Source organism: Microtetraspora niveoalba, assembly GCF_001570405.1.
GTDB classification, from domain to species: Bacteria; Actinomycetota; Actinomycetes; order Streptosporangiales; family Streptosporangiaceae; genus Microtetraspora; species Microtetraspora niveoalba.
In genome coordinates, this window is record NZ_BBYM01000017.1 from 180790 (window position 1) to 192077 (window position 11288).

The 11288-nt window shown below is 67.4% G+C and carries 11 protein-coding genes; 2 read left to right on the plus strand and 9 right to left on the minus strand.

Annotated features, from left to right (window positions below; all coding sequences use genetic code 11):
• Positions 1-8 precede the first annotated feature (8 nt).
• The 4 genes from AWQ70_RS17415 to AWQ70_RS17430 all read right to left on the minus strand — a co-directional run bounded on the left by AWQ70_RS17415 (position 9) and on the right by AWQ70_RS17430 (position 3782).
• Positions 9-1493, minus strand: a complete 1485-nt coding sequence (locus AWQ70_RS17415) for an MDR family MFS transporter (protein ID WP_218004558.1) — start codon at positions 1491-1493, stop codon at positions 9-11.
• A gap of 128 nt (positions 1494-1621) precedes the next feature.
• Positions 1622-2272, minus strand: coding sequence for an LUD domain-containing protein (locus AWQ70_RS17420; protein ID WP_067177230.1), 651 nt, complete (start codon positions 2270-2272; stop codon positions 1622-1624).
• Positions 2273-2339: 67 nt separating this feature from the next.
• Positions 2340-2693 carry a DoxX family protein gene (locus AWQ70_RS17425; RefSeq protein ID WP_067177232.1) on the minus strand — a complete coding sequence of 118 codons (354 nt, stop codon included), beginning with the start codon at positions 2691-2693 and terminating at the stop codon, positions 2340-2342.
• Between the two features lie 555 nt (positions 2694-3248).
• Complete coding sequence (locus tag AWQ70_RS17430) at positions 3249-3782, minus strand: MarR family winged helix-turn-helix transcriptional regulator (protein ID WP_157530125.1); 534 nt, start codon at positions 3780-3782, stop codon at positions 3249-3251.
• A 480-nt stretch (positions 3783-4262) separates the two neighbouring features.
• On the opposite strand from AWQ70_RS17430, the gene AWQ70_RS17440 reads away from it, so the two are divergent.
• Positions 4263-4907 carry a hydrolase gene (locus AWQ70_RS17440; RefSeq protein ID WP_067177533.1) on the plus strand — a complete coding sequence of 215 codons (645 nt, stop codon included), beginning with the start codon at positions 4263-4265 and terminating at the stop codon, positions 4905-4907.
• 256 nt (positions 4908-5163) lie between these two features.
• On the opposite strand, the gene AWQ70_RS17445 is transcribed toward AWQ70_RS17440, so the two are convergent.
• From AWQ70_RS17445 to AWQ70_RS42385, 4 genes are all read right to left on the minus strand, one after another.
• Positions 5164-6105, minus strand: a complete 942-nt coding sequence (locus tag AWQ70_RS17445) for a quinone oxidoreductase family protein (RefSeq protein WP_067177236.1) — start codon at positions 6103-6105, stop codon at positions 5164-5166.
• A gap of 117 nt (positions 6106-6222) precedes the next feature.
• The gene (locus AWQ70_RS17450; protein WP_084517253.1) at positions 6223-7227 is read right to left on the minus strand and encodes an MBL fold metallo-hydrolase; all 1005 of its coding nucleotides are present in this window, start codon (positions 7225-7227) and stop codon (positions 6223-6225) included.
• A gap of 183 nt (positions 7228-7410) precedes the next feature.
• Positions 7411-8517 (minus strand): NAD(P)-dependent alcohol dehydrogenase, encoded by a 1107-nt coding sequence (locus AWQ70_RS17455; protein ID WP_067177238.1) that lies wholly within the window; start codon positions 8515-8517, stop codon positions 7411-7413.
• Positions 8518-9426: 909 nt separating this feature from the next.
• Entirely contained in the window at positions 9427-9765 is a 339-nt protein-coding gene (locus AWQ70_RS42385) for a hypothetical protein (RefSeq protein WP_373282338.1), read from the minus strand.
• Positions 9766-9969: 204 nt separating this feature from the next.
• On the opposite strand from AWQ70_RS42385, the gene AWQ70_RS17465 reads away from it, so the two are divergent.
• Positions 9970-10377, plus strand: a complete 408-nt coding sequence (locus AWQ70_RS17465) for an isochorismatase family protein (RefSeq protein WP_218004559.1) — start codon at positions 9970-9972, stop codon at positions 10375-10377.
• Between the two features lie 461 nt (positions 10378-10838).
• Here AWQ70_RS17465 and AWQ70_RS17470 read toward each other — a convergent pair whose 3' ends face one another.
• On the minus strand, positions 10839-11153 hold the full coding sequence (locus tag AWQ70_RS17470; protein WP_067177242.1) for a hypothetical protein: 315 nt from the start codon (positions 11151-11153) through the stop codon (positions 10839-10841).
• Positions 11154-11288 lie beyond the last annotated feature (135 nt).

An 11288-nucleotide genomic window follows, 5' to 3' on the forward strand; every position in this document is an offset into this window, starting at 1 on the left:
GGAGGGGACTACGCGGGGGGCTTGCTGTCGGATGTCGGCGCCTGGTCGGCGGCGTTCGCTGCTGGGGCTGGCCGCATGCTGGCGATGGCGTCGCTGTCGCGCACGCGCAGGGAGATGAGAAAGCCGAGCAGTGCGAGTGCGGCGGTGATGAGGAAGATGTCGTGGTAGGCGGCGAAGAGCGCTTCCTGCGTGCCTGCGAGATCGGCGGCGCGGGAGCCGAGGTCGGCGAGCCTGGATTCGGTTCGCGTGGTGAGCAACGTGGCGGCCACGGCGACACCGGCGGCGCTGGCGACCTGACGTGTGGTGGAGAACACCGACGATGCTCGCGCCGTCGCCTCGGGGGTGATCGTGGCGAAGGTGGCGGCCTGCAGGGAGATGACGGTGAGTGCCATACCCGCCCCCATGGCCAGCAGCGGCAGCCGGACCGCCCACAGAGTCGTGCTAGGGCCGACCATGATCAGCGACGCTAGGGCAATGGCGATGACGGCGAAGCCGGTCGCAAGCAAGCGGCGGGGGCCAAGCCGTGGGTACAGGCGTCCCGCCAGCGGGAGGGCCGCCATCATGCCCAGCGCCTGGAACATCGTGACCAGGCCGGAGCCCGTCGCATCGACGCCCATCTGATACTGCAGAAGCAGCGGCACGATGAACAACGCGCCCATCAGCGCCCCCGATGCCGGGAGCATCAGCAGGTTGCCGGTCCGGAACAGGCGGTCCTTCAGCAGGCGCAGATCGATCATCGGCTCGGCGCGGGTCAGCTCGATCGCGGTGAACGCGGCCGCCAGTGCGAGGCCGGCCCCCAGCGGCACCAGCACGGCGGCGCCTCCCCACCCCTCTCGGGCGCCACCGTCGAGCCCGAGCAGCAGCAGCGCGAGCGCTGCGCCGCCGGACAGGAACCCGGCGACGTCGAAGCGGCCGGGGTGGTCGGCGCGTTCCTCGCGAAGGGCCGCCATCGCGAACAGGAGACCGAGCACGCCGATCGGCACCTTGATGAAGAAGATCCACCGCCAGCTGATGTTGTCGACCATCCACCCGCCGAGCACCGGGCCGAGGGCCGGGGCGAGGGTGGTCGGTATGGACAGCACCGCCGATGCCTTGGCCCGTTCGGCCGGTGGGAAGGCCCGAAACAGCATCGCGGTGCCGACCGGAGTGAGCAGGCCGCCGCCGACGCCTTGGACGATCCTGGCCACGATCAGCTCGCCGAGGGAGCCGGCAAGGCCGCCCCAGGCCGAGGCGGCGGTGAAGACCGCGAGCGCGAACAGGAACGTGCGCTTGGTGCCGAACCGGTCGGCGACCCATCCCGAGGCGGGGATGAACACCGCCATGCTGACCAGGTACCCGGTGACCAACCACTGCAGTGTCTCGGTCCCGGCGCCGAAGTGCCGGCCGAGCGCGGGCAGCGCAGTGTTCAGCACCGTCATGTCGAGGATCTCCATGAACAGGCCGAACACGAACGCGGTGGCGACCAGCCACTTGTAGGGCACCCGTCTCAGCATGGTGTGGCTCCTGTCTGCCCGCCGACCGAGGGTCTGCCGTCAGCCGTCGGGGCCAGGTGGACGTCGGTGGTGAGCACGTTGTTCGGGGTGAAGCCAGTCAGGAAGTCCTCACCCGGGGGCAGGGGTGATCAGAACCCGATGGGCTCGCGGATGAGGACGACGGTGCCGCGGCCGGGAAACATCTCCTTGTCGATGATGAGGATCTTGGAGAGCAGGGCGGGGGTGCCGTAGGCTTCCCGGGCCCGGGCGTCCTCGCGCGGGTAGGCGTAGGTCTCGATACGCCGCAGCGCCGTGTCGAGGTCGGGCACGATCTTCTGGGCGCCGACGACCCAGATGGCCTGGCCCGCGCCGAAGCTGTAGGGGCCGAGCTGGCTTCCGCTGCCTGAGGCGGTCAGCAGCCGCCCGTCCTCGGTCACCGCGTGCACGCTCCCGACGACGACATCGGGGGCGGAGCCGAGGACGCGCATCTCGTCGAATCGTCCTTCCTCGCGTAGGCGCATGAGCGTGGGACGTAGGGTGTCGAACCTGCCGGATGCGTTGATGTCATCGTCCAGCCCTGACAGGCGCAGCGTCTCGCTGGAGACGGTGAAGATGCTCTTGTCTGCGGGCAGCAGCCGGTTGACGACGGCGCGGGCCTCGGCCGCGGTGTCGACGACCTCGACGGCGTGGCCCTTCTCGCGCAGGGCCGCCGCGGTCCGCTGGAGCCGCGTCTCGCTCGCGGGCTGTTCGAAGTGGGTGTCGATGTCGAGGCCGGTTTCGGTCCTGGCGGTTGAGGTCATCACAAGTCCTTGATCGGTGTCGCGTGTATGTGGCGGGGGGTGGCCGTCCGGCTCTGTTGCCGCCTTCTCAGAGGGCCGCCAGAGCGAGAGCGGCCGTGACCGCGCTGAGCACCAGCAGAACCAGCGATCCAGCGGTGTTCTTGGCGGTGTCGCGGGCCTTGACGTGGGTGGCGACGGCGCCTGCCATCAGGAGCGCCAGGCCGGTCGCCGCGGCGACCCCGAGGGCTCCGATCCACAGCCCGACGATCAGGCCGGCGGCTCCGAGCGCTTCGAGCGCGCCGATGATGCGCATGAACCCGGCCGATACCCCGAGGTTGTGGAGCTGGGCTGCCATGGCGTCCTTGCCGGAGAGCTTCGGGAAGGACGCTCCGGCGAAGGCGAGTGCCAGGAGCACGGACAGGACCGCGGTGGCGACGAACATGGGCGGGACCTCTCGCAATTGCTTCAGTGACTGAACTATGTTGTAGCTGAAATTATTTCGGGACGCAAAACGGAGACCCGCGAAGGTGGCCGACGCGGTGCGAGGAGATCGCGGGGGCGGGAGAGTGGACCCTGAGCGCACAGACGTTGTCCGCGCCGGCAGCGAGAACGACGTGCGCGTGAGAGGCGCCGACCATGGGAACGTCACCGGGGCGGCTAGCGCTCGGCCGCCCGCGCCTGCGACTTCCGAGAACAGCTCATCCTCGGAACCTGCTGACCTGCCGGAACGCCGCTAAGCGCCAATCTTCGGCCGCTTACGACCAGGCCCCCGCACCGTGACTGCCGGGCAGGAAGGAAGAGGTCCACACAGGTCGTCCATGATCAGGGCGTTGTGGGGCTCGAGTTCTCGGGGCGGTGGTCACGGTGGAGGTGGCCATGCCGCCGGTCCGGACGGCAGGTCGGGAATGGGAAGGCCACAACCGCCTGAGCGCCCCCGCTTAGTCGTGATCGCCGATCTGCGACTGCACGGCCGTGCCTGGCACACGGATGCCCCGGCCTATGACGGAACCGGAGGGCAGGAGCCGTCGCCAGCCGCAGCCGGAAGCCGACGCCAGGCCTGGTGCCGGTCGCTCGATTGGGCCATACGGAGCATCGAGAGCAGACCGGCTCGCTGGTCGGCGTCAAGCGCCGAGATGATCGGCGCCCCGTCGAACAGACGCTTCAGGAGGCGCCCCCTGAGCTTCTGCCCGGCCTCCGTGAGGACGAGCCGCTTGGCCCTGCGGTCGTCTGGATCCGGTTCCCTGCGCAGGAAGCCGCTCTCTTCGAGCGAGTCGGCGATCGCGGTGACGTGCGAAGGCTCACAATGCAGGTGACCGGCCATCGTCCCCATGCGCTGAGGCTCCTGCAACTGAATCACCGTGTGAGCCTGGGGCACAGTGAGCCCGACAGCAGCGGCGACCTGCTCAAAGTGCGCCCGCAGAGCCGCATCCGCGGCGAACAGCCGCTCCACGATCTCCTGGCCCTCCGGATCCGGCCATTCGATCCGTATCTCTGCCATGATCCCCACATCCCCGGGCATTACTTCGGTCAATGAACTATTCTATGGCGACGCGCGCGTCGGGCTCGGCCACGTACGGCGGGAGACGACGTGGGTTTCCTCGGCTTCGGCGCGGCCGAGCGCGGCCATGGTCGAGGACCAGGCGCAGTCGGTGATGAGCCGGGTCGTCGGTTGTGATCACTACGTGTCGGTCAGGGATTGACCGCACCGATTGCAACCCTGATGGCAGGATCCCTTGTTCTCAAGTGCTGGACGCTGGTCGAGGCCAAGGCCCCGCTGGTTGGGAACAAGACCGGCGCCACGCGCCTGGGCTTCATTATGTGTGGCATCGCGGCACCGGACCGGTCGAGGTTGTCCTGGCGGTAGGAGTGGAGAGTGGCGGCGTCGGCCAATGTCGGGCCCGCCGGTGGTCCCAGGTCCGCAGCGGCTCGTCCCAGGCGGTTACTCCGGGGCGGCGAGGGTAGCGGGCTGGTGCGGAGTGACGGAAGACAGAACGGATATACGGGGGCTGTGATGACCAGCGAGCAGATCCGCGACCCCGAGACCGACGACTTGCTGACGCCAAGAAACGCGGCGGTCGTCATCATCGACTACCAGCCGGTCCAGGTGAACTCCATCGCCTCGATGGACCGCCAGTTGCTGGTCGACAACATCGTCGGCGTGGCGAAGATCGCGCGCGCCTACGAGGTGCCGATCGTCCACTCGACGGTCAACGTTCAGACCGGACTCAACAAACCACCGATCCCGCAGTTGCGCCAAGCCCTGGACGGCCTGCCCACCTACGACCGCACGTCGATCAACGCGTGGGAAGATCGTGAGTTCGTCGAGGCGGTCAAGGCCACCGGCCGCAGGAAGCTGGTGATGGCGGCGTTGTGGACGGAGGCATGCCTGACCTTCCCTACGCTCGACGCGCTGCGTGAGGGCTATCAGGTCTATCCGGTCACCGATGCAGTGGGCGGCACCTCGCTGGCTGCGCATGAGACCGCGTTGCGCCGCGTCGAGCAGGCCGGAGCGCGACCGATCACCTGGGTGCAACTGCTGTGTGAGCTGCAGCGTGACTGGGCCCGCAAGGAGACCGTCGGCGACTTCACCCGGCTGTTCATCGAGACGGGCGGCACCGCCGGCCTGCAGTTCGCCTACGACCGGGACGAACACTGAGGCCGCATACCGAGGCCGCGTGGTCACTCGTAACCTTCCTTGGCTTGGAAGGTAGCCTGCTGACCTGCATATCCGGTGTTTCGGAGCAGTTGGCGAGTGGTTATCCAGCGATGCTCGTCATCGAGCGGGTTGGTGACCCCGCCGCTGTCGGCCGAGGATGTGCCGGCCGGTGCCCCCGGTCAGCACGTCAAAGGCTCGTTCTGCGACTGCATCCGCCCCTTCGGGGCCACTGGCGCGCTCCCGATGGCTGCGGCGGTCAAAGGACGATCACGAGCTTTCCAGCGTGTCCCTCTTTCAACTGTTCCCATGCCTGGGCCGCATCGGTGAGGAGTATCTGCTCGAGTTCGAGGTGGATCCGCCTCGCTGCGGCATGCTCCATCAGGTGCTGGTAGGCGCTGCGCCGTGCTTCAAACGGGGTAAGGAAGTTGGTGTGCCCGATAATGGTCACCAATTTGTTTCGAAAGTTCGGGGCCGGCAGGGAGGCGGTGGGGCCTGCCGAGTTTCCCACCTGGATCAGTCGGGCACCGCGCCCTGCCGCCTCGATGGCGTGCGTCACCGGCTCGCCCCACAGGAGATCGATGATCACGTCGTAGCCGTCGGGGGCTGCGTCGCGCAGTTCCCGTAGGGACGCCGCCGCGTCTTCCTGCAGGCGGGCCACCGCGTGGGCGCCGATGGACCGAATACGTTCCAGTGACGGTTCACCACGTGCGGCGCCCACCACGCGACCGGCCCCCAGCGCGAGAGCCGCCTGCACGGCGATCTGGCCGACGGTGCCGCCAGCGCCCAGCACGAGCACCGTCTCGCCCGTGGTCAGGCGTGCCCGGTACTCGAGGGCCAGCCAGGCCGCCATGCCCGCGACTCCGAGAGACGCGGCGAGCGCAGGGTCCACCCCCTCGGGAACAGGCAGCGCTTCCGCGATGGGGACGGGCATCAGCTCTGCGAAGGTCCCGAAGGGCAGCGCCGGACCGGCGATGTACCATCGGCGGCCGTCGTCCGTCTCTCCCACCCCCTCATAGCCGGCGACCGCCGGAAACGTCACCCTCCGGAATGGCATCTGCCCACCCGCGATCGCGAGGTCGACCGGGTTCAAGCTCGCCGCCAGTACCCGTGCGACCGGGCGGCCCAGAGCCGCCTCAGGATCGGCGAACTCCTCGACCACGGGGGTCTCGCCCGGTGCGTGCAGTACCGCTGCTCGCATGATCAGCTCCCTCGCTCGTCTCCCTCGAGCGCGTACGGGCTTCGTGCGGTGCTCCGGCCGCACACTCGGGATTCGCCGTAGTGCCCCTGGGGCCACCACGGGCCCGGCCCGCTCGTTTCACTTGGCGTAGGCGAACTGCGCCCACACCACCTGCTCCGCGTTGCTCCAGGTCCCGTACTCGAAGCCGTAGTACTGGCCGTACTTGGGCCGTAGCGCGTCCACCGCCGTTCGTGCGACCAGGTCGGTCCAGGTCGTGTGATACGCCGTGTGCGAGTTGAGGCCTTCAATGCCCTTCGCGCCGTCGCGGAAGTCGATGGTGTCCATGGCGCGGCGCACGGCTTCGACCATGTCGGCGATGTACTGGTGGTAGAAGTCGCGGTCCGCGTGAGAGCCGACGTTGCCATGCCCCCCGTTCTCGAACACCCAGTCCAGTTCCTCGGTCTCCCTGAGGTTGGGTTCGAAGTAGAGGAAGTTCTCATTGGCGGAGAACTTCCAGAACGGAGGCTCGTCCGGGTTGGTGTGATCGGCCGCATGCAGCACTTTCTCCTCGACCAGAAGCTGCGCGGAGTGGTCGTCGGTGTGTGCCGCCCGGGCGAACCCGTGGAACTCCACGTGCAGGTCCTCGAACTGGAACCGGCTGTGCGGCCAGGCCACCACCTCGGTCGCAGGAGGTTGGGAACTCCTCCGGAACAGCTGCTTCTGCGCCGTCGCCTCGGAAGCGATGACCCGCGGGTGGACGCCGATCTCGGCCATCGCCTGTAGCACCACGTCCGCATCGCCGATGTGGTCGTAGTGGTCGTGGGAGAGCACGATCGTCGTGACCGGACGGTCGGTCACCCTTTTGATCGCTTCGAGAATGTACTGTCCGCGTTCATGGAGTGGGTCGAACAGCAGAACACCATCCTCGCCCACGTAGAAAGTGCAGGCGTAGTGGTCCCGCTGGAACCAGTAGGTTCGCTCGGTCACTCGCTGGAGCACGTACTCCTGGCTTTCATTGAGGTTGAACAGGTGCGCGATCTTCTGGCCCGGCTTCAGCGGGACGGTGGCCGACTCCTGCACGTACTCCGCGTCGACCGTTGACGGCGCTTCACGCACCCACACGTGATCCCGGTTCCCTGCCATCCTTCTTCCCTCCAAGCTCCCACAATGCGACGGAAGCAGGTTTGAGCTCGTGATGCGGTCGCTGCCTCACCCTCCCTTCCTGCCAAGGAACTTGACGCGAGGCCGGTTCCTTGCCGCCCACCATTCGGGGACCTGGTGGAACGACCGCCCAGAGCTGGAGACCGGACTCATTTATGGACTCCGTCATCCGGGCATGATCAGCACCGGTTTGATGGTGGTTCCGGCGTCAGAGTCGCGCAGCGCGGTGTTGATGTCGCTGAAGTCGTAGCGCGCGATGATCTTCTCGAAGGGGAAGACCCCGCGTTCGTGTGCCTCGATCAGCCATGGCAGAAACGTCTGGGCAACCGCCTCTCCGCCATTGATGCCGTGGATGGTCTTGCCCGATCCGATGATCGAAGCTATTTCGAAACTGACGTCGACGTCGGCGCCCGGGTCGCCGATCACCCCGCACGTTCCGCCGGCCCCCAGCACCGCGAGCGCCGTCGGGAGGACAGCTTTGTCGCTGGTGCAGATGAGGGAGAATTCTGCGCCGTGGCCGGTGATCTGATGAACGCGTTCCGGCACATCGTCCTTCTGTGGGTCGAGCGTGTGCGTCGCGCCGAGTGACCGAGCGATCTCACGTCGGCTCGGGTGCGGCTCGACGGTGATGAGGTGCAGGCAGTTCGCCAGTTTCGCGGCCATGATCGCGGAGGTTCCGACCCCGCCGGCGCCGAAGATCACTGTCGAGTCGCCGGCGCCCGGACGCAGGGCGTTCAGCACTCCACCCGCGCCGGTCATGATGCCGCAGCCCAGGACGAACCTGTCCAACGGAAGATGTTGGGGCACCACGACCACGTTCATCTCGGTAGCGATGACATGGCTGGCGAAGGCGGACTGCTGGAACAGGTGGCCGCCCACCTCCGTACCGTCGCGCCGCAGCGCCGACCCGGAACCGTCCAGTCGGCGGCCTGACCACATCAGCCGCTCACCCGACTCGCACCAACGCGGCCGCCCCTGAAGACAGTTGCGACAGGTCCCGTCACTGGGAAAGGACATGATGACGTGGTCCCCGGATCTCACCCTGGCCACCAGAGGCCCGACACGTTCGACGACCCCCGTCCCCTCATGGCCGAGAACACCCGGCAGCGGGAACGGAATCGCCTGATCACGCGCCAGAATGTCGGCCCGGCACACCGCACACGCAACAACGCGCACCAGGATTTCCCTCTCCCTGAGCTCGTCGTCGAGTTCCAGGTCCTGGATGACCAGCGGCGCACCCTTGCTCTCCGCTACAGCGGCGTGAACCTGCATGGAGACCTCCGTATGCGTACCTCGCTCCGGAACCGGCTGGGCCGGATGCAACTCCCTCCCTTTGCGGGCTCAACTCGTCTCCGACTTCCGGCTGCGGACCGCTCACCGTCGTGGGCCGCTCGCCGGTCGGGGTGCGAATGATCAACAAGCTGCGGGGAAGGCTAACCGACAGCATCCCGCGCCGGAGCGAGCCTTTGCTCGCCACTCACCGAAGCGCACTACCGTCAGTGACCGATCACCGGCCCTCATGACCGCACGGAGTTCTTCGCGGCCAGAGCCAAGCCGTTGCCGCCTGCCCCCGACAGAAACACAGTCACACAAATAGATCCATTAATCCCCATTGTCGGTGTTTGCTCCGGGGTTGTCCAACGTGCACGGATACCCGCAGCGTCCGCGGCGGGGTAGGCGTGGCAAACGACGGCTGGAGCCCGCCGCCCGGGAGACTGTCCCGTCCCCGGGCGAGGCGGCGATCTTCCAGTAGGCGGCCTGCACCTCGGCCTGGTCGCTGGTGCCGACCTTCGCCAGCACATTTCTGGCGCGGTGCACGAGACACCTTTGGCGCAGCGAGGCGGGCAAGGCCTGCGCTGCGCGGGCCTGCGCCACTTGGTGGAGGCATCGGCGTAGATCTCACGGCGCTTGAGGCCGCGCCAGAACCGCTCCAGCATGCAGAAGGCGTAGGCGCGCCGGTTCACCGACCCGTCCTCGCGCACGGGGGCCGAACACCAAGCGCTTCCACGGCCCGTTCACCACCTCGGCGTCGACCAGACGGCCCGTAGAAGGCCACGCTGAGCAGTACCACGCGGAACGGCGGCCAGCCGCTGGGCTGGCGCGGTGCAGGGCACGAGTATCGCGCAGCAGGGCTGTACAAGGCAGGCGATGCTCACGCACCGAACAAGGAGGTGACCGTTCTCAGCCGGGAATGGAGTGCTGGGCTTCAGTCTGAGGGAGCCGGTAGGAGCGAGTGCCGGTGTCGATGATGGCGGCGTTGAACGTAAGGGGGTCAACGATCGCGGCGCAGAGCCGCGGCTCGGTGAACGTCTTGGTCCAAGCTCGCTCGATGCGCTCGATGCGCTCGTTGAGTTCGGCGATCGGGTCGACCTGCGGGACGGGAACCAGCCGGTTACGGCGGAACCGGCCGACCTCTCCCTCCACTCCGCCCTTCTCGTGCGCGCCCTCTATGCCGGGTCGGCAGTAGAACGCCTCGAGGCCGTAGTGGGAACGAAAGACCGTCCAGCGCTCGTTTTCCACCTGACTCGGGAGAACCCCAGGACCTGGGCGACCGCGGCCTTCAAGTTGTCGTAGCGGACCCTGCCGGTCGGCACTCCACCAAGCACGCTGAAGGCGTGCACGTGCCCTTCCAGGAAGGCTTCCTGCCCGCACGACAGCGAGACGCGGGGCACTGCCTTGCCCGAGTACGGCAGGCGAAAGATAAACAAACCACCGATCCCGCAGTTGCGCCAAGCCCTGGACGGCCTGCCCACCTACGACCGCACGTCGATCAACGCGTGGGAAGATCGTGAGTTCGTCGAGGCGGTCAAGGCCACCGGCCGCAGGAAGCTGGTGATGGCGGCGTTGTGGACGGAGGCATGCCTGACCTTCCCTACGCTCGACGCGCTGCGTGAGGGCTATCAGGTCTATCCGGTCACCGATGCAGTGGGCGGCACCTCGCTGGCTGCGCATGAGACCGCGTTGCGCCGCGTCGAGCAGGCCGGAGCGCGACCGATCACCTGGGTGCAACTGCTGTGTGAGCTGCAGCGTGACTGGGCCCGCAAGGAGACCGTCGGCGACTTCACCCGGCTGTTCATCGAGACGGGCGGCACCGCCGGCCTGCAGTTCGCCTACGACCGGGACGAACACTGAGGCCGCATACCGAGGCCGCGTGGTCACTCGTAACCTTCCTTGGCTTGGAAGGTAGCCTGCTGACCTGCATATCCGGTGTCTCCTGCCCGTTATGACTGGGTTAGACGTCCTCAGTCGGCAGAGCCGCCATGGCGTGAACGTCGCGGCTCGCCTCGGCGGCGAGCAGGGAGTGGACCACAACCTCGCTCGGCGCGCCTGCGCAGTGTCGGCCTCATGCCGGGTCCGGGTATCGGTGGGCAAGTTCGTCACAGGCGTCCTCTTCACGGTTGTACGGCGCTCTGGCCGCTGCGGATGGCTTCGATGGGACGTCTCCACGAGCCCGCTGATGCTGACTACGCTCGGCATGTCCTGTGACGTTCGCAGGCTGCTTGCCGGCAGGCCCGGATGGACGAGCATGAAGGAGACACCGAGGGCGGTGACGGCAATGGTGAAGAGGAAGAAGCGCTCGATCGGATGAACGGTCAGGCCAGGGACACCAGCCGGGACACTCCGGCCAGAAGGAAGACGAGACAGGGGATCCAGGCGGCTCTCACCCTGGGGAAGACCAGCGTCGCGATCACCGCCAGGACCATGCCGAAGAACACCAGGACCTGTACGGCGGCGAGCACGTCCGTGTCGTTCGAATGCGGATCGGGCTCGAAGAGGTGGCCGAAGAACATCGAGACGAGCGCCAGCAGCCAGGAGACGCTGCACACAACGGCCTTGACCACCGGCATGAATCTCATTCCCCGGCCGCCGTCGGCGCTTCCGGACACCGGCGAACGATCGATGCTCATATTCAGCGGTCCACCTTTTCCGGTTCTCGTCATGCCTCCGGTACGCCGCGTCCCGGTCGCCCGGCGTCGGCGACGGACGCGGGCTCCCGCGGGCGCCACCAGGAGGCCGCCTCGCCGTCCTCGATGCCCCGGCGG